Source organism: Pedobacter sp. ok626, from assembly GCF_900100435.1.
GTDB lineage: Bacteria > Bacteroidota > Bacteroidia > Sphingobacteriales > Sphingobacteriaceae > Pedobacter.
The window spans coordinates 64,643-85,429 of record NZ_FNEX01000008.1; the positions used below are offsets into that span (position 1 = coordinate 64,643).

The 20,787-nt window shown below is 38.7% G+C and carries 25 protein-coding genes and 1 pseudogene; 12 read left to right on the top strand and 14 right to left on the bottom strand.

Features of this window, described 5'->3' with window-relative positions:
• Positions 1 to 100: 100 nt before the first annotated feature.
• Both BLS35_RS12835 and BLS35_RS12840 read left to right on the top strand, forming a co-directional pair.
• Positions 101 to 1,120: a sensor histidine kinase gene (locus tag BLS35_RS12835; protein ID WP_090781572.1), complete on the top strand. Its 1,020-nt coding sequence runs from the start codon at positions 101 to 103 to the stop codon at positions 1,118 to 1,120.
• Entirely contained in the window at positions 1,117 to 1,809 is a 693-nt protein-coding gene (locus tag BLS35_RS12840) for a LytR/AlgR family response regulator transcription factor (RefSeq protein ID WP_090781574.1), read from the top strand. Before BLS35_RS12835 ends, BLS35_RS12840 begins: the two co-directional genes overlap by 4 nt.
• Here BLS35_RS12840 and BLS35_RS28075 read toward each other — a convergent pair.
• Entirely contained in the window at positions 1,801 to 2,112 is a 312-nt protein-coding gene (locus BLS35_RS28075) for an SHOCT domain-containing protein (RefSeq protein ID WP_090781577.1), read from the bottom strand. The two genes, BLS35_RS12840 and BLS35_RS28075, sit on opposite strands and share 9 nt — an antisense overlap.
• Before the next feature lie 370 nt (positions 2,113 to 2,482).
• Between BLS35_RS28075 and BLS35_RS12850 the strand changes: the two genes are divergently transcribed.
• Positions 2,483 to 3,121, top strand: coding sequence for a BRO-N domain-containing protein (locus BLS35_RS12850; RefSeq protein WP_090781579.1), 639 nt, complete (start codon positions 2,483 to 2,485; stop codon positions 3,119 to 3,121).
• A gap of 69 nt (positions 3,122 to 3,190) precedes the next feature.
• On the opposite strand, the gene BLS35_RS12855 is transcribed toward BLS35_RS12850, so the two are convergent.
• Positions 3,191 to 3,814 (bottom strand): class I SAM-dependent methyltransferase, encoded by a 624-nt coding sequence (locus tag BLS35_RS12855; protein ID WP_090781581.1) that lies wholly within the window; start codon positions 3,812 to 3,814, stop codon positions 3,191 to 3,193.
• A 294-nt stretch (positions 3,815 to 4,108) separates the two neighbouring features.
• On the opposite strand from BLS35_RS12855, the gene BLS35_RS12860 reads away from it, so the two are divergent.
• Positions 4,109 to 4,534 (top strand): SMI1/KNR4 family protein, encoded by a 426-nt coding sequence (locus tag BLS35_RS12860; protein WP_090781583.1) that lies wholly within the window; start codon positions 4,109 to 4,111, stop codon positions 4,532 to 4,534.
• 257 nt (positions 4,535 to 4,791) lie between these two features.
• On the opposite strand, the gene BLS35_RS12865 is transcribed toward BLS35_RS12860, so the two are convergent.
• The 5 genes from BLS35_RS12865 to BLS35_RS12885 all read right to left on the bottom strand — a co-directional run bounded on the left by BLS35_RS12865 (position 4,792) and on the right by BLS35_RS12885 (position 7,989).
• Positions 4,792 to 5,961: an alpha/beta hydrolase-fold protein gene (locus BLS35_RS12865; RefSeq protein ID WP_090781587.1), complete on the bottom strand. Its 1,170-nt coding sequence runs from the start codon at positions 5,959 to 5,961 to the stop codon at positions 4,792 to 4,794.
• A gap of 377 nt (positions 5,962 to 6,338) precedes the next feature.
• Positions 6,339 to 6,845 carry a ClbS/DfsB family four-helix bundle protein gene (locus BLS35_RS12875; protein ID WP_090781592.1) on the bottom strand — a complete coding sequence of 169 codons (507 nt, stop codon included), beginning with the start codon at positions 6,843 to 6,845 and terminating at the stop codon, positions 6,339 to 6,341.
• 85 nt (positions 6,846 to 6,930) lie between these two features.
• The gene (locus BLS35_RS12880) at positions 6,931 to 7,548 is read right to left on the bottom strand and encodes a hypothetical protein (RefSeq protein ID WP_090781594.1); all 618 of its coding nucleotides are present in this window, start codon (positions 7,546 to 7,548) and stop codon (positions 6,931 to 6,933) included.
• Positions 7,524 to 7,697 carry a hypothetical protein gene (locus BLS35_RS27795; protein WP_175459600.1) on the bottom strand — a complete coding sequence of 58 codons (174 nt, stop codon included), beginning with the start codon at positions 7,695 to 7,697 and terminating at the stop codon, positions 7,524 to 7,526. The genes BLS35_RS12880 and BLS35_RS27795 overlap by 25 nt, the downstream gene beginning before the upstream one ends.
• 94 nt (positions 7,698 to 7,791) lie before the next feature.
• Entirely contained in the window at positions 7,792 to 7,989 is a 198-nt protein-coding gene (locus BLS35_RS12885; RefSeq protein ID WP_090781886.1) for a hypothetical protein, read from the bottom strand.
• A 172-nt stretch (positions 7,990 to 8,161) separates the two neighbouring features.
• Here BLS35_RS12885 and BLS35_RS12890 point away from each other — a divergent pair, with 172 nt between their 5' ends.
• A complete protein-coding gene (locus tag BLS35_RS12890; RefSeq protein WP_207909111.1) occupies positions 8,162 to 8,335 on the top strand; it encodes a BRO family protein in 174 nt (57 codons plus the stop codon).
• A gap of 165 nt (positions 8,336 to 8,500) precedes the next feature.
• Here the strand turns inward: BLS35_RS12890 and BLS35_RS12895 are convergent, their stop codons facing one another.
• On the bottom strand, positions 8,501 to 9,235 hold the full coding sequence (locus tag BLS35_RS12895) for a hypothetical protein (RefSeq protein WP_132225994.1): 735 nt from the start codon (positions 9,233 to 9,235) through the stop codon (positions 8,501 to 8,503).
• A gap of 52 nt (positions 9,236 to 9,287) precedes the next feature.
• On the opposite strand from BLS35_RS12895, the gene BLS35_RS12900 reads away from it, so the two are divergent.
• From BLS35_RS12900 to BLS35_RS12925, 6 genes are all read left to right on the top strand, one after another.
• A complete protein-coding gene (locus BLS35_RS12900; protein WP_165973308.1) occupies positions 9,288 to 9,512 on the top strand; it encodes a DUF4272 domain-containing protein in 225 nt (74 codons plus the stop codon).
• Positions 9,513 to 9,537: 25 nt separating this feature from the next.
• Positions 9,538 to 10,521 carry a helix-turn-helix domain-containing protein gene (locus tag BLS35_RS12905; protein WP_090781601.1) on the top strand — a complete coding sequence of 328 codons (984 nt, stop codon included), beginning with the start codon at positions 9,538 to 9,540 and terminating at the stop codon, positions 10,519 to 10,521.
• 102 nt (positions 10,522 to 10,623) lie between these two features.
• A complete protein-coding gene (locus BLS35_RS12910; RefSeq protein WP_090781603.1) occupies positions 10,624 to 11,553 on the top strand; it encodes an NADP-dependent oxidoreductase in 930 nt (309 codons plus the stop codon).
• A gap of 23 nt (positions 11,554 to 11,576) precedes the next feature.
• On the top strand, positions 11,577 to 12,494 hold the full coding sequence (locus BLS35_RS12915) for an NmrA family NAD(P)-binding protein (RefSeq protein WP_090781605.1): 918 nt from the start codon (positions 11,577 to 11,579) through the stop codon (positions 12,492 to 12,494).
• Positions 12,495 to 12,564: 70 nt separating this feature from the next.
• Positions 12,565 to 13,644 carry an alkene reductase gene (locus tag BLS35_RS12920; RefSeq protein ID WP_090781607.1) on the top strand — a complete coding sequence of 360 codons (1,080 nt, stop codon included), beginning with the start codon at positions 12,565 to 12,567 and terminating at the stop codon, positions 13,642 to 13,644.
• 54 nt (positions 13,645 to 13,698) lie between these two features.
• Positions 13,699 to 14,718 carry an Atu2307/SP_0267 family LLM class monooxygenase gene (locus BLS35_RS12925; RefSeq protein ID WP_090781609.1) on the top strand — a complete coding sequence of 340 codons (1,020 nt, stop codon included), beginning with the start codon at positions 13,699 to 13,701 and terminating at the stop codon, positions 14,716 to 14,718.
• Between the two features lie 15 nt (positions 14,719 to 14,733).
• Here BLS35_RS12925 and BLS35_RS27800 read toward each other — a convergent pair.
• Positions 14,734 to 14,844, bottom strand: a pseudogene (locus tag BLS35_RS27800) (ClbS/DfsB family four-helix bundle protein); the annotation flags it as partial.
• Here BLS35_RS27800 and BLS35_RS27805 point away from each other — a divergent pair.
• Complete coding sequence (locus BLS35_RS27805) at positions 14,831 to 14,977, top strand: ClbS/DfsB family four-helix bundle protein (RefSeq protein WP_207909110.1); 147 nt, start codon at positions 14,831 to 14,833, stop codon at positions 14,975 to 14,977. The pseudogene BLS35_RS27800 and the gene BLS35_RS27805 overlap by 14 nt on opposite strands.
• Before the next feature lie 68 nt (positions 14,978 to 15,045).
• Here BLS35_RS27805 and BLS35_RS12935 read toward each other — a convergent pair whose 3' ends face one another.
• From BLS35_RS12935 to BLS35_RS12960, 5 genes are all read right to left on the bottom strand, one after another.
• Positions 15,046 to 15,234, bottom strand: coding sequence for a PLDc N-terminal domain-containing protein (locus BLS35_RS12935; RefSeq protein WP_090781611.1), 189 nt, complete (start codon positions 15,232 to 15,234; stop codon positions 15,046 to 15,048).
• Positions 15,235 to 15,654, bottom strand: coding sequence for a hypothetical protein (locus BLS35_RS12940; protein WP_090781617.1), 420 nt, complete (start codon positions 15,652 to 15,654; stop codon positions 15,235 to 15,237).
• Positions 15,655 to 16,038: 384 nt separating this feature from the next.
• Positions 16,039 to 17,409 (bottom strand): DUF4236 domain-containing protein, encoded by a 1,371-nt coding sequence (locus BLS35_RS12950; protein WP_090781621.1) that lies wholly within the window; start codon positions 17,407 to 17,409, stop codon positions 16,039 to 16,041.
• Between the two features lie 6 nt (positions 17,410 to 17,415).
• On the bottom strand, positions 17,416 to 18,357 hold the full coding sequence (locus tag BLS35_RS12955; RefSeq protein ID WP_090781623.1) for a hypothetical protein: 942 nt from the start codon (positions 18,355 to 18,357) through the stop codon (positions 17,416 to 17,418).
• Positions 18,354 to 20,354 carry a phospholipase D-like domain-containing protein gene (locus BLS35_RS12960; protein ID WP_165973307.1) on the bottom strand — a complete coding sequence of 667 codons (2,001 nt, stop codon included), beginning with the start codon at positions 20,352 to 20,354 and terminating at the stop codon, positions 18,354 to 18,356. Before BLS35_RS12960 ends, BLS35_RS12955 begins: the two co-directional genes overlap by 4 nt.
• Positions 20,355 to 20,787 lie beyond the last annotated feature (433 nt).

Below are 20,787 nucleotides of genomic sequence, written 5' to 3' on the forward strand. Positions count from 1 at the left end.
TTTAAATGATGAATGAACCTTATAAATGACCAATTGAATTCGTCATTTATATAATTATGTTACACGATTATATCCTTACTTTGTATCCTTTAAGGTTGAGATGGGTCCAAAAAGTATATTAGAGAGCAAATGGTTACAGGAGATTTTCATATTGATTTTCTCTTTCCTACTATTTACCGTAAACGACTGGATCTTTATCACGAGCTGGAGGAGCTTTTTCACAGGTACAGTCTACTTTTTCATTCTTTATAGTCATGCGCAGATCAATCGTTTTTTTATATTGCCCATCCTGCTGAAAGAACATAAACCTTACCTCTATTTTCTGTTGACAACGACATTGCTTTTTGTATTTTCCATTCTTTTATTCGAGGTATCTACCGAGTTACTGTACAAGAATTGTTTCCTATATAAATCTTCCTATCAAAAAACCTATCACTTTCAGCTGGGAACGCTAGCGGGAACGCTGATCTGTATCCTCGGTTCCATCCAAATCCTGGAGCATTACCGAGAGCAGAAAATGAAAACCAATAAGGAACTGTTACACAACCAGGCACAACTCAATGTTTTAAGAGCACAGCTCAACCCCCATTTTCTGTTCAATACCTTCAATACACTTTATGGAGTCAGCTTACAATATCCCGAACGATCATCTGAGCTGATTATGCAGGTTTCCAAGCTCATGCGCTACCAGGTAGAAAACAGCACAAAAGAATTCATTCCTGTAGAAGATGAGATTGATTTCATCTCGAGCTATGTGGAACTGGAGAAAGAGCGGGTGGGTTACCGGTCTGAAATTAATTACACTCATCATACTGACAACGGTAATTATAGAGTAGCTCCTATGCTACTGATCACCTTTATTGAAAATGCGTTTAAACACGGCGCATGTTCAATTGAAAAATGTTTCGTTGATATTGATATCAATGTAGTTCAAGGGACATTACATATGCATATCCGCAATTCTATACCTGCAAAAAAGAAAAAGGTTGTCTCTACCAAAATCGGATTAAAAAATACCATTGAAAGTTTAAAAATTATCTATCCCCATAAACACCAGCTGGAAAGCTTTGCGAATGGAGAAGAATATGTTGTAAACCTAAAAATTGAACTGGCCTCATGAGTATACCAAAGAAATGTATCATTGTAGATGATGAACCTGCGGCCCATTATGTGCTGGTTAATTACATTAATCAAAACCCGCTTCTGGAACTTACGTATCAGTGTTACAATGCTATTGAGGCACTAAATATACTCCGTAGCAATACAATAGACCTCATGTTTCTGGATATTGATATGCCGGAAATATCAGGGCTGGAATTATTGCAGACTTTAAAAAATATCCCCCGAACAATCCTTACAACTGCTTATTCTGAATTCGCACTGGAGAGCTATGAGTATGGAGTTATAGATTACTTACTAAAACCAATATATTACCCAAGATTCGTCAAATCAATAGAACGTTTTCTGGCTATGGATACGGTTGAAAAGCTAGAGACAACTGCCGGGAAGAGTATTGCTGTAAAGGTAGACAGTGTAGTTATCGATCTTCCTGTAAATGATATTCTATACGCACAGAGTTACGGGAATTATGTAAAAATATTTACGGCTGATAAATCCCTTCTTGCTTCCATCACCACCAATCAGCTGGAGAACATGCTACCACAAGATCATTTTGTCAGGGTTCATAAATCATATATTGTAGCAGTTGGAAAAATAGCGCAGGTTGAGCGGGATAACATCATTTTGAACAACGAGAAAATCCCGGTCGGCATTACCTACAGAAGAAACCTTAGCCGGTTTTTAGGGTAGATTTAATTTCAGAAGTCTATCCTTCTGAGATTTATATTCATCTTCTGTAATTGCACCACTGTCCAATAAGTCTTTAAATTTTTTCAATTGGTCTGGTACATCAACATACATTTCCTCATCAATCCTAGGTGAACACCAAATAATAATTAGCCCAATAAAGTTTAAGAATAACGTTAACAACAACCCTAAAGGACCTCCTATCTTTCTTTCTGATCCTGCTCTGTAACCAATTAAAGCTGTAATTATTATAATCAATAATATAACAACAAGTTCAATGCCTCCGAAACCATACATTAATATCATATTGATAGCAATTAATTTAAGATTCCAATTTATAAAAATTTTATAACTTTTAAATAAAACTTATTTTCCCTAGCTAAAGGATGGCCTGTGACGAACAAAGTCGCAGATTCAGCCGTTTTAGTGCTACCTTAAAATTTCTTGCGGATCAACTTGCGAAAATGTGACATTCATCATAAGTATCTTTAAGCATCTGTTCAGATAAATATCAATATTCCAAAAGTGTCCTGAATGTGCTGCTTTTTCATCTTCTGGCAAAGATAGCCACAAGTCCGGGGTACATATACATCGAGAGATCCAAATTAGAAGAATAATGTATTACCTGTGGATATAGGACTTAAAGTTGATTAACTTAGCTCTTAATCTTTATAAAATGGATATCAAATTGTTTGAAAGCAAGCGAATTCGTTCAGAATGGAGCGAAACAGATCAGAAATGGTATTTTTCTATCATTGATGTAGTTGAGATTTTGACGGAGAGCCCTAGACCAAGAAAGTACTGGAATGCCTTAAAAACCAAGTTGAGAGATGAAGGAAGTGAACTGTCCCAATTCTTGGGACAGTTGAAAATGAAAGCTGAAGATGGCAAGATGCGCGAAACAGATGTTGCCGATACTGAACAATTACTACGTTTAATCCAATCTATCCCCTCGCCCAAGGCTGAACCATTTAAAATGTGGTTGGCAAAAGTTGGCTATGAACGTATGCAGGAAATGTCCGATCCGGAACAGAGCCTGGATAGGGCTAGAGAAAATTGGCAGAAGGCTGGACGAAGTGAAAAGTGGATTCAGCAGCGTATGTCTGGACAAGAGACCCGGAATAAGTTAACTGATTACTGGCAGGAGCATGGAGTACAAAAAGGAGATGAGTTTGCTTTGTTAACAAATATCATTCATCAGGAATGGGCTGGTGTAACGGTAAAGACGCATAAAGATATAAAAGGCTTGGAAAGGCAAAACCTTCGCGACCATATGACCGAGGCAGAGTTGTTCCTGCCATGCTGTTGGCAGTAGCCTACTTCAACATGCAGAATGAGTAATTCCATAATCGCATCCATTTAAGTAATAATGAATACAAGCAAATCAGGATGATATCATTTTACGCACGCACCAGGTAGTCATACTTCTCAGGTTTTGAACATTAGTGGTTTTGATGGGCTCATGCAATTCTCCACCGATTTTTTTGGTGAGTCTGAGCAGCATCTCCTGGTTCACCAGAAAGCGCTCCGATCCATCGGGAAGGATGTACCTACCATTTCCAATAAACCTGACTAATGATTCGATCCCTATTTCTGAGGCGAGCCGGCAGAAAAAATACCCTCCGGGTTTAAGCACGTCCCACATGGAATTCAGCATAGCTTCGAAATGACTGAGGTTTTCTGCAAAATGTAAAACAGCACTACTGATGATCAGATCAAAAGTTTCATTTTCAAACGGTAGCTGCTCTACTGAAGCTACCTTAAAATTTTCTTGCGGATCAACTTGCGAAAATGAGCCCGCAAGGGCTCTTAGCTGCGCAATAGCTTCCGGGTTTTGATCTACACCAAAAACATTTGCTCCGCTTTTCAACAGGTACAGCAGGTTTCTGCCTGTTCCGCAACCAGCATCTAAGATCATGTCACAATCGTCGTAAGTGCCTTTAAGGATCTGGTCAAATAAGTAAATGTCAATATTTCCAAAAATGTCCTGAATGTGTTGCTTTTTCATCTCCGGGCAAAGATAGCCACAAGGTAGCTTACATTAAAACGTTATTCAATCCACATAGCACTTCAGCTATTCGTCACCCAAAAGGAAGAATACGCTTTCTGGCAATTCTTATTTGGACATGATGTGCATACAGATAGTGATTACAAAATCATATCTTTAAAACAAGCAGCAGCATAGATGAATCTATTAACGATTTGTTCGAAAATGCCATACATCTATGTTTGAAAAGATTAATACTAAATTGGCCAATGTTCCAGACCAACGGAAAAACGCAATATGTAATAATCAACTTTAATGGAAGTTCTTATAAACATACTTAAAAGGTACAACTGGCCAGTTCAACATGGAGACTCCAGTACACTCATCAAAGATATTGAATCGATGGTAGGTTTTATTTTACCTATTGATTACACTTTATTCTTGAATAATTACGCGGGCTTCGAGAGTCACGTTGGTAATGAGTATATCAAATTATGGGGCGTTGATGAGATTGTTGAAATGAATACTTTTTATGGGCTTACCGCCCTGTCAAGTACAATAGGCATAGGTAGCAATGGAGGAAGCGAATTCATAGCGATTGAGCTAACTGATTTACAGGAATACCGAGTTGTGCTTTCTCCATTCATTGATCTAGATAAGTCGTGTAATATTGAAGTAGGAACGTCATTTATAGATTTCCTTGCAAGACTTGATAATGGAAATCAATGGACTATAACCTGATTAACAACGATTTTCAGGACGGAAAATGGATATAAAAGAGGATAACAATCCTAGCGGGTGATGAACTGATATGCGGTAAAATAGAATTACCTGAACAGGATAAAATGACGGGTAAACTTAAAAGCTGGTATTAAAATATATATCCTTAAAACAAGCAGCTAGCATAGAATGAGGATTAGGAAATTGCCCTTTATTAACCTAAACAATTACTAATAGACCATAGTTGTGCATTTCGGCGAATCTGGCGAAAGACCCACTCAAAATCCTTCAGCTTCCTTTAACAAATCAGCTCTCTGATCTGCATTAAATATCGAAGATTCGGAGAGACTAACTTTAAATTCACGAATAGTTTGATCTGTTGGCTGCATTAAGGCCTTTTCACATTTGGCAATGTTGAGATAGCCCTGCGCAAAATTGGGATACAGGGCCACCAATTGCCGCCATGCTACTATTGCATTAGCGTAGTCCGCTTTATTGTAAAAAGCATAACCTTTACCATTTAGTATACCTAAAGAAAAAGGCACCGAAGTCCCGTAATGCTGCTTTATTTTTTGTTTGAGTTCATCAACAACCCCAAGATCATTATTCCCTTCAACAAGGTACTGACTTTGGCAGCTATGCCAATACTCAAATACCTCGTACAAAGACCTGATTATGGTTAACGCCGGCGTGGTATTGTGATCAGCTTCAGGAAACCACCACCCCTCAACATTGAAATTCTTGCTTCTAAAATCCGCGCCTTTAATTGCCTTTGTAAGTCTTTTATAATCCTCAGGATTATCATTCCCCATAGCGTACCGATAGTAAACCATATGCTTTGGTTTATTCTTTTTAATCTCCTGCTTAAGCATCGTCGTCAAATTAAACTGACGTTGTTGCAAAAATGGACTAATAGACACTACCGCATTCAATTCCTTTGGATGCTTAGCCATTAGATACGTTGTAAAAAATCCATACCGAGAATGCCCGATCAACATCGTGAAATCACTGACTTTAAACCGGCTTCTTAATAAAGGAATCAATTCTTTAAAAATGTATGCATCATTCTTTTCACCTATGCCCAACGTATCACTTACCTTTAATTGTGTTTCACGATAGCGGTTACCCCCACCACCCGATTCAACGCCGACAATAACGGCCGATGGCATTTGTTCGTTAGCCGTCAGGAAATCAATAGATTTTAACAGGTATTGATATTGCCTTTGATTTTGCATATCAAAAATTACAACTAGGGGAAAGCTTTGTTGCAGTGTTTCCTGATACTCTATAGGTACTGTAATTTGAACATGCTTTTTATATCCCAGATTTTTAGAAACAAAAGAACTGTCTTTCAATGTCCGATATCTTTCTAGCGATTGTCCAAAGCAATACACACTAAAGGACAGGCAGATGAAAATGAGCAACATTATTTTAAAAGAAGCTGACATATAGCGTTATCGTTAATTACATTTAAAGTATAGATGAGATAACTTAAAATACCGAATGTTACAATCACCACCTACTTGCGACCGAGGGTTATTTCTGCTACCACAGATACAAGCCTCGCATTTTAATTTTCCAATTTCATTGAATACTTGTCAATGCCTTTTCCAAAACCATCAGTAATAATATGTTCGTGGTAAATCCTAACTTTTCATATGATCTAGCAGTATGTTGCGATGTTTTTCAACATCACTAATCAAATAATATTCAAATAGTTGTAACTCTTCAGGATCAAAAAAAATTGGCGAGTTACTTTTAAAGATTTCAATGCAATGTTCTTGAAAATCCTGAGATATATTTAATGATGTGTATATAATTAGTTTTATTCTTTTTGCTTCTTCCATTTACGTATTCTCCCGCGAGCATTATTATAAGGGGAAGCTGTATTGAACTGTATCATCCTGCCCATTGTCCATTTTTCGTACCAAGTAGTTTCGTATAGCTCGTTGTTGGATTTTTTGTCAATCACGGTTAAGATTTCACGAACTGTTTTATCTAGCTTTTCTTGTAAAGTCATAAAATCATCTTGCTCATAATCTTTATAAAACTTCATAGCAAGTTTACCAAGCTCGTTCCATTTATAGCCTGTGTCCGGAAAATCTACAGGTTCATTATTGTCTTTTTTCCTATTCCATTTCAAAACTAGTTCACCCCAACCAATAAGATAGGCCAAGAGGTTGTTGATACTCATCATGGTACCTTTAGAATGGCCTTCTAATTCTTTTTGCATAGCGCTATCAGATGAAATAGAAATAATCTCTTTAAGAAGAGTATTGTAATTTGTCTGGATTGCGATTTGTAACTCATGCTTACTTACTGGAACTGCCATACGGGTCAATATATTGAAATGGAATAGAAAAAAAACAAGGATATTAAATAAAATCCAGTTGCTCATTTTCGTTTTGCGCGCCTATTTATACCTTTTTGAATTTCTTGTTTTCCGTTTTAGGAAGAAAGTACCCTTTTATACAATTAGGGTTCATAATGCATATTTGTATGTGATCTTTCTCTTTAAATCCGGCATTAGTATATAAGTCATCACCTTCAGAGAAAACACCTCTAACAGAATCAAAAGCTTGCATGCTACTATCTTCTCTGAATTGATGAAGGGTTTCAATTACGGCACAATCTAATTCACGTAATATAAGATCTCTACTGCTGCCAACCGTTTTATTCACAGGCATATCTTTTCCTAATGCGTTTGAAGTAGCAACAAGCAAAGTATGCGCTTCTTTTAAAAAGAATAAGTTCTGATAATCCAGTAAATCAAGACAGAAGCCTAAGTTGATAACGGCGCCTATTACAGCAGGATTTTTAATTGGAGTTTTTGATTTTCCTGGGTTTAATTTTAGCCATTTAGCAAATTCCAAGGCTCGGGAAGGACTATTATCCCACATGTAAACTCCATGGCCTAACCAGTCGTATTTATTTGTACTGTTACGGAGTGAGGCTTTCCCCCTGACTACATCAGTAACCAAACTTTCATCACAACCGTGAAAACCGAGGATTAATCCTGGTCTTGTTGAATACATAAATGTTTGTAAGGTTCGCGAAAATTACCTTTTTCCGTGATAATACCAGAACGCACCAAAAATTCCTTAGATTCTTTCTTACTCTTAGAAAGCCTCTCGGTATATTTCTTAATTGCTGTGGAAAATTCCTTTCTTTCTTTTTCTGACATGCTACAAAAATACGAATTATCCCTAGGAATAACCACACCATCAATCAGATAATAATTTTTTAAGGCATTGACTTTAGAAAAATTTTACAAGAATCTATGCAATTAATATCACAGATGCAGCAGCTACTTGAGAGTTTCGATCTTTTACCTGATATTCTCGTCTCACTTCTTCCATTTGATCGCTCATTGCATCAATAGCTGCAATATGCTCAGGTTGGTCAAGATATGAAACCTTTCCCTCACGTTCCAATCTTTCATAGATTTCAGCTGTTCTACTTACTTTTTGTATCATGTTAAAAGGGTTTGAGATGTTTTCAAAAATCATAAAGTCATCCAAAGTTCTATCTTTATTTCTAAGTTTCCCACTACCTACCTTATGATATTTTTCTATCGTTGATGTAATTGAGGTTTCGAGGGGAGCTCAGTTCCAAGACGATATTGGAGTGATTTAAAAAAGAAACTTCATGCTGAGAGAAGTTGAAGGGTACGAAGAAATCGTACAGTTGAAAATGAAAGCTGAACATGGCAAGATGCGCGAAACAGAAGTTGCCGATACGGAACAATTACTACGTTTAATCCAATCTATCCCCTCGCCCAAGGCTGAACCATTTAAAATGTGGTTGGCAAAAGGTCGCTAATAATCTGAATCCTCATTTTTAAGAGGTGTGGCGAGTTGATTCAGCAGCTCAGGTATGTCAGTCACAAATCCGAATTTATCTTAAAAATAGTCAATTAGATATAATAATCTATTTAGCCAAAGATCACCGAATTGAATAATCCTAACCTATAACAAGATTACAACCTCATTTCTCCAGCTTAACAGTATAAACTTCCTGAACCGACCTTTGTTCATCTTTACGATCAGTTAAAGTAGCAAATACTTCAACTGAGTTACCGTTAAACTGCACACTATCAATGCAGCCTGTGTCATCAGTAGAGAAGCACTTGTTTTTAAAATAAAAACCTTTCTCAATTCCCCTTGATAAATCAATTAATGCGAAATTAAAACGTTCTAGCATATTGTCATAATCCCCAATTTGGAGCACTTGTCCCAGATTAATATCAAAACCTGTAACTTTTACAAAGGTTCTTTCCACTGGTTTGTCAGATTTGGATAACGTCAACAACGCGGTACAACTCGTAGCACAGGCATGCGTAAAAAATAAATGAGTTTTGTTTTCACCCTTAAATCTGGGTATAAAATGGCGTCTAAATTCAAGCATCTTTCCGCCACAGTAAACCCCTTCTGTCCTACCTTTCGACCATTTAATATAGATATCGTCATATCTTGTGGTATCATCTTTAACCAGATACTCAATTTTCCAACCGTCTGCAGTTATTATATCATGAGCATTAAAATCAACATCTTCATACTTCCGATCATAAAAATTGATAGGAATTAATTTACCGGTTCCATTTCCGGGATGATTTTGCTTAACAGATTTCTCTACCGGGGTTTCCCTATTTGTACAAGACAAAATGACCAAATAGTAAAACAATAAGATGATGTACTTTCTCAATTGAAAAGATTTTAGCATTAAAGATAGTATATTGTACCTGAAAGCAAACATGATCAAACCATCGATATTGATGAGTGCATTAAAATCAAAAACCCAAACTGAAATATTATTGACGTCTCTAGGTATCCCTTTTTATGACCGTGTCTCTTTGATTGAAAAAGAGCAGGAATCTGAGATTAGATCTGCCCAGGATATTGCTCAACGAATATTGATCCTCACCTATTTAATTTACATTTCTAATGTCGAGGAAGACAGTTTAGAAGAAAGAGATGTAACTTTAGAAAGTTTATTGTAACCTCACATTACTAATTATTGTAGCAATGATTTTTGAATTTACAACAGCACCCGGATTCGACTTTATTAAATTTTTCGCAAAGCATATCAATGCAACTGTTATAGATAATTTCATGGAAATCCCGAGTACGATGGGGGAAGGTTATGTGCGTAAAGTCGGCTTTGGGAACGATTTTAAATTAACCATCCATCATTACACACTAAAGGATGATTTAATTATTAAGCGAAATCCTTCCCCAGAGACCAGTAGCGTAAGAACCTTTTTCTTTTATAATACCAATCAGGATCTTGAAGTTAAATATGAAAATGAAGAGCATATACCATTCTCAAAAAAAAATGATGCTTCTATACTTTTATCTACCAATGACCTGAAGACCGAAATCCGTTTTCCTGCTGGCAGTAATATACAGTATGTAGTAGTTGCAATTGCTGCTGATAGACTACGCGCTATTCTTTCGATAGAAAACCCCAATAGTACCATCAAAACGATCACAGGCGAAAACGCTTCGTTTCTTTTTTTCGAAAGCTTGGATTCCGAAATGCAATTGCTGCTGAAAAATATAGTATCTGTTGACATGAACAATTCCATGAATAATTTCTATGTCCAGATCAAGGTTCAGGAATTGATGTACCTGCTTTTCAGTAAGCTCTCACTCAGGGAGAATACTACTTTTAAAAATATAAACAGTAATGATGCAGAAAGACTTTTGGTCATCCGTAATGAAATATTGAGTGATCTTAGTACCCCTCCGGTTATTGGCGAGCTGGCAACTATCGCCTCGATGAGCGAGACCAAGTTGAAGCAGCTTTTTAAACAAACATTTGGTGATACCATCTATAACTATTACCAAAGGGCGAGAATGGAAGAAGCTGCCTTCCTGCTGAAGCAGGCTAAGCATTCCGTTTCCCAGGTTGGCTATGAACTGGGGTTCTCCAACCTCAGCCACTTCAGCAGGCTATTTGAAAAACAATACGGCATCACGCCAAAAAAATTCTCCTATACAGCCTAGCTGGCCGCCCCCCTTCTGTCGGATACGACTATTTTTATGTCTTTTTGGGTTATTTTACCCATTAGACAGCCAATACCTTTGTATTGTTATCATTAGAAGATTATGAAAGCTATACAATACAAAGATTATGGAAGCTCAGATGTCATCGAACTGGTCGAAGTACCAGTTCCATCCATCCAAAATAAAAATGATGTTTTGATCGAGGTTAAGGCGGCAGGTATAAATCCAATAGATATAAAGATCAGGAAGGGTTTCATGAAGGCAGCCCGCCCTGTAGAAATGCCCTTTATCCCCGGTGGTGAGGCCTCGGGAATAGTTGTTGCTGTTGGAGATGGGGTATCAACATTTAAAGTGGGCGATGAAGTCCTTGCCCTCACCAAGACAAGTGCCTATGCAGCGTATGTAACCGCAGACGAAAACTCGGTATTATTGAAACCACAAGGATTGACTTTTGAGGAGGCTGCATCAGTTTTTGTAAATATTGGCACAGCCCAATCGGTATTATTCACGGCAGGCAAACTGGAAAAAGGTCAAAGGGTATTGATCCAGGGTGGAGCTGGCGCAGTTGGTGGAGCCATGGTCCAGATGGCAAAAGCTGCTGGGGCATACGTCATCGCAACTGCTTCGGGTCAAGGTGTGGAATTGGCAAAAAGCTTTGGTGCAGATGAAGTTATTGATTACAAATTGCAGAAGGTAACCAGTCTGGTAAAGGACATAGATCTGGTGGCAGATAACGCTGGCGGCGAAACACAGCAAAATTTATTTCCGGTGTTGAAACCGGGAGGCAAGCTATTGAGTATCGTTATCCCTCCATCTCAAGCCTTGGCAGAACAATATAAGGTTACCGCGGCTTTCGTAGCCTCAAACATTACTTCGGAAACCTTAAAGAATGGAATCGAACTCTTAAAAACTGGAAAATTAAAACCAGTGGTATCCAGGGTATTCGCACTCAAAGAAGCTGCTGCGGCTCAGGACTTTTTAACTGCCGGAGGTGTTAATGGCAAGGTTATCCTTACTGTAAATGAAGATTAAGATCACAATTAAAACATATAGCAATGTCTAATAAAAAAATATTGGTTGCCGGAGCTACCGGATACCTGGGAAACAAAATCGTAGCTGAACTCCTAAAGCTCAACGCCGACGTTACAGCGATGGTAAGGGCAAGCAGCGATAGAACTCAGCTGATTGATATGGGCGTGAAACATTTCGTTGTGGGCGACATGATGGACAAAGCTTCTTTAACCGAAGCCATTTCACCCAAACATGAGTTTGATGCCATAGTGGCAAGTGCCGCTGGGTATACCAAAAGAAAAAAAGGCGACAGCCCGATCACAGATACAGTTGGTTATCAAAATCTGGTGGATGCAACCAAAGCAGCTGGGATTCCCCGGTTTGTTGTCATATCGATTCTTGAATCCGACAAGGCCAAGTCGGTGCCACATTTTTACAATAAATACCTGATAGAAAAATACCTGGAAGAAAAGCAGCAGCCTTTCATCGCCTTAAGACCAGGCGCATTCCTTGATCAGGTTCCTGACTATATCCCTAAGAAAATAGAAAAAGGAATATTCCCAAGCTTTCTAACAGGAACATTCGGAATGGTCTACACCTCCGAACTGGCAAAATATGTTGCAATGGCTGCAGTTGTCCTGCCAGACTCCGAACTGAACAAGCCAATTGATATCGGTTGGGATAAGCCTGTAAATGCAGAAATCCTGGCACAAGCCTTTGCCACCGTTTTGAAAAAACCGATCAAGGTTAAGCCTATTATCCCTCCAATTATTTTAAAATCGATCATTCCCCTCATCGCAATGTTCAATGAAAGCGTAAAAGACATGTATGAAATGATCAAGTGGATCGATACCGGAATCTATATCAGCAAAAACCCCCAACGACAGAAAGAACTTTTCGGAGAACTACCAACTGTAGAGGAAAGTGTAAGACACTACTGTCATGATCGTGGCCTGATCTAAAGCTAAGCTTTGAATTATAATATAGAATCAATTTAATTGGTGTTTAGCACCTTTCATAAAATATACAAACATGAAATTATTAGAAAAAGTAACATTAGGAAAGCAGACCTTAAAAAATGCCATTGCCATGGCACCAATGACACGCAGCCGTGCAACCGCCGATGGCATCGTACAAGAACTGACCGTATTGTACTACAAACAACGGGCAAGTGCAGGCCTGATCATTACCGAGGGCATCAATATATCTGAGCAGGCAATCGGCAGTCCGTACACGCCGGGCATCTATAACCAGGAGCAAATTGAAGCCTGGAAAAAGGTAACTAGGTCCGTTCACGATGACGGGGATGTAATTTATGCCCAACTTTGGCATACCGGCAGGGTTGGTCATTCTATTGATAAAAACGGAAACCTACCTGTAGCCCCTTCTGCAATCGGCATACAGGGACAGCAGCATTACACCGCACAGGGAATGCAAGATTATGAAACGCCGCAGGAGCTATCTATCGAAGAAATCAAGAAGATTGTAAAAGATTACGGTCAAGCAGCGAAAAATGCCGTAGCGGCGGGCTTCGATGGCGTTGAACTTCATGCCGCTTTTGGTTACCTACCTAACCAATTTTTATCAGAAAGTGCAAACAAGAGAACTGACGAATATGGGGGAAGCGTAGAAAACCGAAACCGTTTTGTACTGGAGGTGATGCAGGAATTGGTCAATGCAGCTGGCAGCGATAAGGTGGGAATCAAGATCTCGCCAACGATCTACTATAACAATATCGAAAACAGTGACCCTGAGGCACAATTCAAGCCATTGATCGAAGCATTGAATGAGTTGCCATTGGCCTATCTTCATTTGATGAATGGAATGTTCCCGTTGGATCACCTGCCACATTATCCTAAGGACGCTATGGAAACCTTCGGTAAGGTAAGCAGGCACCTTGTCATTGCAAATGCAGGGTATACCAGGGAAACTGGCGAAGCAGAACTGGAAAAGGGTATTGCCAAAATAATATCCTATGGATCGCCATTTGTTGCCAATCCCGATCTTCCAAAAAGATTTGAGCTGAATGCAGCATTGAACCAACCAGACCTAGCAACCATGTATGGTGGTGGCGAAAAAGGATACACCGACTATCCATTCTTAGAGAATTAATAGTTGCACAAACCAAATTGTTGTAGCTTCACTTAACAATTATTTATACACAGCATGGAAATAGGAATTGACAGTTTCGCTTCGGCAATGTACGGCACCAATGCGTTGAGCAGTGTTGATGCCATGGAGCAGTTGTTGGAAAGAATCAGGGTAGCCGATCAGGCAGGCCTGGATATTTTTGGAATTGGGGAACACCATAAAAAAGAATTCCTGGATTCGGCTCCGGCGGTAATACTTGCAGCGGCGGCGGCAATGACCAAACGGATACGACTCACCAGTGCGGTCACGGTACTTAGCACCTCCGATCCGGTACGCGTGTACCAATCGTTTGCAACTTTAGACCTTATTTCAAAAGGTCGTACGGAGCTGGTGGTCGGAAGAGGATCAGCAATAGATGCCTATCCCCTTTTTGGCTTTGACCTACAGGATTATGATGCCCTTTTTAGGGAGAAGCTGGATCTTCTTCTAAAAATCCGGGATCAGGAATTTGTAACCTGGTCAGGAAAGTTCAGGCCTCCATTGGACAACCTAGCCGTGTATCCAAGGGCATTACAACAGAACCTGCCGATCTGGCTTGGTGTTGGCGGTACTCCAGAGTCGTTTGTCAGGGCGGGCGCACTTGGCCTACCACTGATGGTTGCTGTTATTGGTGGCGACACCGAACGATTCCGCCCTTTGGTAGATCTCTATCGCTCGGCAGGTGCAGATGCCGGCTTTGAACCAGATCAGCTGAAGGTCGGGCTCCATTCCCCAGGTTATGTTTCGGCAAGTACAGCTGATGCGATAGAAGAATATTATCCTGGCTATGCCAAACTTTGGACCGAAGCCGGAAAGCAACGTGGGTGGCCTCCTGTTACCCGGGGCAGTTTTAATCATGCGATCAGTGCTAAAGGTGTACTTGTAGTGGGAGGCCCGGAAGAGGTTGCCGAAAAATTATTAAGACATAGTAGGTCGCTTGGAGGAATCGATAGGTTTACCTTTCAGATGGACAATGCCGGCCTGACCCATCAGCAACTGCTCAGTGCGATAGAACTGATCGGTACAAAAGTAATCCCAATGGTCAATGCCGGATAAAATAAACCTACGTATTCTCCCACGAGCATTATTAAAAGGGGACGCTGTATTGAACTGTATCATCCTGCCCATTGTCCATTTTTCGTACCAAGTAGTTTCGTATAGCTCGTTGATGAGTATCAACAACCTCTTGGCCTATCTTATTGGTTGGGGTGAACTAGTTTTGAAATGGAATAGGAAAAAAGACAATAATGAACCTGTAGATTTTCCGGACACAGGCTATCAATGGAACGAGCTTGGTAAACTTGTCATTTGTTAGAACCTATAGTATCCTACTCCCCAGTGTCCTCATCTCTGACAGTGGATCTTCAATATCAAATTCTTGTATCACCACCTCCCATGCCTTTCCTTAAAATTTGTTCTCAAATACCCTGCAGTGCCCAAAACAGGCAATGCAATCACAAAAATGATCCAGGCACATTTAGTCATCGGATTCAAAGCCTTGTTCCTTACCACTTGACCAACACCATAGATCATATAGAGACCTGTAAGTATAAAGAGAATAACGTAACTCATTTAGATTATTACCTGCTGTTCCTCAACTTTAAACAACAACGCTCCAACAAACAGCGGTAAGGAATATGCACCAATTAGACTAAAAGTATCCCCAGACCAGAATTTTGTAAGGCCAGCCAAAGACATCAGTGTAAAAAGGCTAACACAACAAAGCAGACTAACCAATAAGAGCACCAATCTTATCAACCAAACAGGCTCATTCCGCTTTAACAAAACATCATAACAAAACCACAGTACAAAAAAGCAAGGCGCGGATAAAACGCCTCCTACCAATACCGCGGGGAGATACAATTTCCAATAGCCTGTTGAGACACTGAATTCACCCGTTGCCGAAAATTTAAACAGGATCAGCGTAAGCTTAGGACCGACAAGCACACTTGTCAACCACACTAAGAGGGGAAATTTGTAATGTTGGCGCATACTATTAAAGATAGGATATATATGTCATTTTCAAAGTATTTCAATCACCCTCTTTCAGAAAACACTGTGCTCCCACAGCCCCGCCCCCATACTCCAGTACTATATTATTTTTGCTTCTTTTTCATTGACCGGAGTTGTTTGATAAATGCTGCTTTACCTCTTCTCATCTTAATATCGCTTGGATAAAAATTGTCGACATATGCATAGTAGTCATTTTGTTCTTTGGCTTTAAGCATAGTGGTTACTGCTTTTCTTACCGTTTCAGCGTATTGACCGAAGCTAGAGTTGGAAAAGAGGACGAAAGAATACAATTTCTATTATAATTAACAAGCTTTGAAGAGTAATAATGATAGTAGCTGTCTCTAAAAACCCGATCAAAGAAGATCAATTAATCTGATTTCCAATATTCATCTTTGACTGCAGAATACCAATCTTTGCCAGATAATTACTAAACCCATCAAATGCCCCAATCCTTGAAGTACTGATAATTTCATAAATACCTGTTCCGGAAGTAAATGTATATTGTGAATATAAGCAGATGGGAAGCTTCCGGTTATTATTAAACCGTCTATCCGGCCCACCGTTCCGGTTAACGTATCTCCATGTATGATCAACTACTCTGGCATCACCGGGTACGCTTTCATCCTCAATAAACCGGGTTGTGCTACTCTCAATATGTAGGTTCTTGTAAAAAATCGCTGCAAATTTACCGCCTCGCTTAACTAGCAACCGTTCTGGCAAAAAGAAAAGTTCGGTGTTCCTGAGCTTGATATGGGGTATATTTACATTTGTTTTCAAGTACTTACTGGGTGCATTATTTGCATAAACCTGAGAAATAGCCACCCTATTGATCAACCTTCCTGCACCGCCGGTACGCTTCCAATCATTATTTTGCTGGCCATGCAAATACTGCCATTTCCGCTTTGTGGAAATAAAATCAGAAAAGTGTGTAACAAACCTATTATATATTACCGCCATCTGGTCGTCCATTTCATAATGAAGTTCCATTTCACATCTTTTCCTATCCAACTTTAATAAAAAATGAATTAATACTACAAAAAAACATACTCCCCCTCCAAGTATCCAAAGATAATAGGGGTTATTTATATAGATCTCTGATGAGCTCTGTTTAGAAATATCAACAACACTAAGTCGCGCCAGTTTTTTAGCAACATATCCTACTGTGTCATTGAAATGAATTTTAAGCCACTTTTTGTTTGTTGCATCCAGTAGTATAAATTCCTCATCATCTTTGGCAACGCCAAGTATTTTTGAATTACCGTTCGGTAGTGAACGTATGTACGAGCCGACATGGGAATCAATAATGGCAATATTTCTTGAACCACCCTCCTGCTTAATAATTTCGCTGCTACTTAGTGAATACTGAGAAAGAATAAACACAAAAGCGATCAACGGAAATATACCAAACCAGTTGACCAATGAAATCTTCGCTGTCTTTTCGTTAAGTTCATTTACAAAATCTTTCGAATCCACATCGGTCAATTGATCAATGGGTGCCGATGTAATTGTATGAATTCCAGGATTCTGCACGATGATAGGCGATGCCGGACTTTGTACAACCCCTCCAATCTTCTGCCTGTAATAAATACCATTAGTCCCGATCGTAACATAGGTACCTTTGGGGCCAGTATTGATACGCGCGCCTCTCACTCCTGCAGAATAGCTGATACCTCCCCTAGAAAAATTAATACGCAGCAACCCCAATTTTAATGATTTTCGGTATAGTAATCCCATAATAAATTATTGAGTTGTAGTTTGTTTAATAAAACCAATAGTAGTATGGTCAATTTCGGTTTGATTGGCCATTATAGATTTAAGTTCGAAGTGTTTAATGCCGGATTCCCGTAGCCAGTCTGACCAAATCACCTTCATAATCTCCATATCAGTCGGATGAATAGTCGCTGCTCCGGATTTTGAAAGCGACCTGTCATACATTTCCAGTACAAGTACTTCGAGATTTTTTAGATATTGATTATTAACAGGATTGATTTTAAATTGGGGATTTAAACCAAGGAAATGCTCCAGATTAGATGCCCTGGATTTTAAATAAGCCTTTCTAAAGGCATCTACTTTTTGTTTACTTAAATCATATCCTTTACCATATATTCCCGCTTCGATATAACCATCTGTCATCAAGATAAGAATATTCCTATAGGCCTGAATACTGTTCCCCCTTTTAAATGCGGGCTTCACAATGCTGCCATCGATTCCTGAATTAAAATACGTCCATATATCAGCCCCGTGATTGGCTAAACTAGCCTTAGCATTAATTCTGGCGTATTCCGCGTTAAATAAAGTTACATCACTGCTCAATTTTCTTTTGGACCTACCCATGATATAGTCAATCCTCTCAAGTTGACGATCTTGAAAGGGTCCGAAATCTATATTCAAAACCTCAGTATTAATTTTATATATGCCTATCAATCCCCTGTTTATAAAATCCACTGAGAATTTATCCATCTGCCGGTCTAACCTTTTTATCCTAAGTATATCCGGATATATCTTGCTTAAAACGCTAGATACAATCTTTGCATCTGACACAGGTTTCGGGTAAAGCTTAGTATTTAAGCGATTAGAAAGGTCCGGGGCGAAAATTATATTATAGTGTGTCACCTGCTGACGTTGTGCCTGAGCAAAATTGCCTGAAAGCAACAGAATAACTAAAATATATCTCTGAATCATAATTTAACCCTTTTATCAATTTGACTTAATTTTAATTTTTCCATTTGCCATGTTACAGCTGTCTCAAATGCATTTTTTGATTTCTCAGTTGCCTTAACTATCGCATATTCTTCATGTAGATAGTCATTCCAGCCTTCAAGAAATATATTGATTCTATCATTTAGTGAATCGACGGAGATCGGCAGGCGATCATTTTGAACATGGCTTTTATAAATAGCGGCGGCATCCCGTATATGTTGCTTTCCAGATATTAAATCAGTTTTTTTAATTTCTTGCAGGCGATTCAGTTTTGAAGGTAAAGATGACAACAGCGCTTCAGTGATTGCAAACTGGGACGAAAGCTCAATGTTTAAATTCTCAATCGACTGAACCTCCACCCTTAAACCCTGCACTTTTATTTCTTCTGCCTGAATATCCTCCTGCAGATGTTTGATTAATAAATCATTTTTTAATCTGGCTACATCCGGATTTCTCTCTGCGAATATGGAAATGAGTTTTTCAAAAGCAAATTTTAACATAAACAGTCCGAAACCACCAAGCAAGAATACCAGATAAAAATTGGGGTCTTTGAAAGCCATAGTAAACTCCCATAATTTAGTTTCGTCTCCACTAAGGTATTTCATTTGATATATGGAAGCCGCAACTTTGTAAGCTATTGCACCATCAACAAAGATTACACCTATCACAAACATTAGTATGATTATCCAATTTTTGGTCGTAAATAATTTAATCAATGAGCAGCAGACCGGAATACTAACAAAAAGAAAAATAAATAAGATGCCCGAACCTGTTTTAGATAGGGTCAACTTCAAAGCATCCGCATTAAATATCTCCGGTTCTAAAGCACTGGCACCATTTCTCATTGCTTCTTTCGCATCCGCGACACTAAAAAGCAAAATATAAGCAGCAGATGAATAGAACATGACGATGTAAGAAAACAAAAGTATGTTAGCAACTACAACAGGGATGAACTCAAACCATTTAAATTTGGGGACCACAAATTCCCGCTGTGCTGTTTTTATTTTTTCACCAATTGTGACAATAGCATCCTCAACCGATTTTATTTTGATGTTTTTTATCCCATCAATTTCTAATTTATTTTTATCAATATCGGATTTTAAAGAAATCAGTTTAGCCTTTGCATTTGCCGTTTCATGATCTGACTCTAGCTCAGCAGTATTTAACTGTAAGGTTAGGTTTTCTTCAAATGCATTTATACTTTTTATCTCCTGCTCATCTATTTTTGTCAGGAGCCTGCGCTTTTTATCTTCAACTACATCGATGTCATTTATAAAAACAGAATACACGGTATCAAGTGCTTTAATTAATACCTGATGGTCTCCATTATTGAATTTAGATCTGTCGTACCCTTGACGGCGTAGCAATACGCGATCAAAGTTGCCGATTTCCGCAGCTATCATTGAATCTAATACATTTGTAAAATCATTAATCGCATGATTTTTAGCAGAATGACTTTCAATTTTTCGCTCAGCATTAACCTCCTCCTTTATATCATCAGCAGGTAGCGATTCACCTTTTAGCGATAGCGCTTTTTCCTGTATATCCCGGAAGTTATTCATTAAGCTCTCTACAGTTCCCGGATGATTGGTTACAATTATACTTTCATGATTATTCTTCCTGGCATTTAATGACCAGTTATAGGATCCATGTAGCGCAGTTTTTTTATCGATGATGCAAAATTTCTGATGCATCATTCCATAACCTATATTCTTAACCTTTGTAACAACAGCCCCTTTAGTAACTAAATCTTCAAAGTTTAGTTTTTTATTTTCCTGATTATCACCAATGATAAGTTGTACAATTACACCAGCAGATAATTTCCGCTCAATAATTTCAAATAATTCATCATCCGTGAACCAGGAGCTGGCAACAAGGATTTCAAATTCTGCCCCTTCTATTTCCTTTACAATACGGGCAAAAATATCCCTGTTGTTGTGGAGCACTTCTTGTTCCAGTTCTTGATCTAATATTTCCATGTCAAATAAGTTTGTGATACCTGAGGACCCGAAGGCCCTCACTAAGATTCTCCTGAGAGATCTTACGGTATACATATTGAGCGCAAGTGATTCTAAAAATTCAGGGGTCGTCTTTTCTATTTCAGATTTAGAGTCAGATAAAACCCAAATCAATTAACTATGATGACAAGTTGGCGAACAGTAATAACAACCATCGGCTTTTGAGTAGCTTTTTTTTGCCACTATAACTGCGCTTGCGCATGAAGTAAACTCTCCCAAATGCAATCTATTAATTACCTCGGGTAAACGCGGGCAAGTTTCATTATGGACTTCATGATCACCATTTGGTTGTGCATTTTTGTTTACGTAATACTTTCTCATAATTTAAAATTTTAGTTCCTAATTATGATTCGAAAGTAGGTATGCAAACAAAGCTTTCCTTACGGGAAACCGT

Bases quoted from the DNA above. Each gene is read 5' to 3' on its own strand.
- BLS35_RS12835 (WP_090781572.1), top strand. From the start codon at position 101: ATGGGTCCAAAAAGTATATTAGAGAGCAAATGGTTACAGGAGATTTTC.
- BLS35_RS12840 (WP_090781574.1), top strand. From the start codon at position 1,117: ATGAGTATACCAAAGAAATGTATCATTGTAGATGATGAACCTGCGGCC.
- BLS35_RS28075 (WP_090781577.1), bottom strand. From the start codon at position 2,112: ATGATATTAATGTATGGTTTCGGAGGCATTGAACTTGTTGTTATATTA.
- BLS35_RS12850 (WP_090781579.1), top strand. From the start codon at position 2,483: ATGGATATCAAATTGTTTGAAAGCAAGCGAATTCGTTCAGAATGGAGC.
- BLS35_RS12855 (WP_090781581.1), bottom strand. From the start codon at position 3,814: ATGAAAAAGCAACACATTCAGGACATTTTTGGAAATATTGACATTTAC.
- BLS35_RS12860 (WP_090781583.1), top strand. From the start codon at position 4,109: ATGGAAGTTCTTATAAACATACTTAAAAGGTACAACTGGCCAGTTCAA.
- BLS35_RS12865 (WP_090781587.1), bottom strand. From the start codon at position 5,961: ATGTCAGCTTCTTTTAAAATAATGTTGCTCATTTTCATCTGCCTGTCC.
- BLS35_RS12875 (WP_090781592.1), bottom strand. From the start codon at position 6,845: ATGGCAGTTCCAGTAAGTAAGCATGAGTTACAAATCGCAATCCAGACA.
- BLS35_RS12880 (WP_090781594.1), bottom strand. From the start codon at position 7,548: ATGTATTCAACAAGACCAGGATTAATCCTCGGTTTTCACGGTTGTGAT.
- BLS35_RS27795 (WP_175459600.1), bottom strand. From the start codon at position 7,697: ATGTCAGAAAAAGAAAGAAAGGAATTTTCCACAGCAATTAAGAAATAT.
- BLS35_RS12885 (WP_090781886.1), bottom strand. From the start codon at position 7,989: ATGATACAAAAAGTAAGTAGAACAGCTGAAATCTATGAAAGATTGGAA.
- BLS35_RS12890 (WP_207909111.1), top strand. From the start codon at position 8,162: ATGCTGAGAGAAGTTGAAGGGTACGAAGAAATCGTACAGTTGAAAATG.
- BLS35_RS12895 (WP_132225994.1), bottom strand. From the start codon at position 9,235: ATGCTAAAATCTTTTCAATTGAGAAAGTACATCATCTTATTGTTTTAC.
- BLS35_RS12900 (WP_165973308.1), top strand. From the start codon at position 9,288: ATGAGTGCATTAAAATCAAAAACCCAAACTGAAATATTATTGACGTCT.
- BLS35_RS12905 (WP_090781601.1), top strand. From the start codon at position 9,538: ATGATTTTTGAATTTACAACAGCACCCGGATTCGACTTTATTAAATTT.
- BLS35_RS12910 (WP_090781603.1), top strand. From the start codon at position 10,624: ATGAAAGCTATACAATACAAAGATTATGGAAGCTCAGATGTCATCGAA.
- BLS35_RS12915 (WP_090781605.1), top strand. From the start codon at position 11,577: ATGTCTAATAAAAAAATATTGGTTGCCGGAGCTACCGGATACCTGGGA.
- BLS35_RS12920 (WP_090781607.1), top strand. From the start codon at position 12,565: ATGAAATTATTAGAAAAAGTAACATTAGGAAAGCAGACCTTAAAAAAT.
- BLS35_RS12925 (WP_090781609.1), top strand. From the start codon at position 13,699: ATGGAAATAGGAATTGACAGTTTCGCTTCGGCAATGTACGGCACCAAT.
- BLS35_RS27805 (WP_207909110.1), top strand. From the start codon at position 14,831: ATGAGTATCAACAACCTCTTGGCCTATCTTATTGGTTGGGGTGAACTA.
- BLS35_RS12935 (WP_090781611.1), bottom strand. From the start codon at position 15,234: ATGAGTTACGTTATTCTCTTTATACTTACAGGTCTCTATATGATCTAT.
- BLS35_RS12940 (WP_090781617.1), bottom strand. From the start codon at position 15,654: ATGCGCCAACATTACAAATTTCCCCTCTTAGTGTGGTTGACAAGTGTG.
- BLS35_RS12950 (WP_090781621.1), bottom strand. From the start codon at position 17,409: ATGGGATTACTATACCGAAAATCATTAAAATTGGGGTTGCTGCGTATT.
- BLS35_RS12955 (WP_090781623.1), bottom strand. From the start codon at position 18,357: ATGATTCAGAGATATATTTTAGTTATTCTGTTGCTTTCAGGCAATTTT.
- BLS35_RS12960 (WP_165973307.1), bottom strand. From the start codon at position 20,354: ATGGAAATATTAGATCAAGAACTGGAACAAGAAGTGCTCCACAACAAC.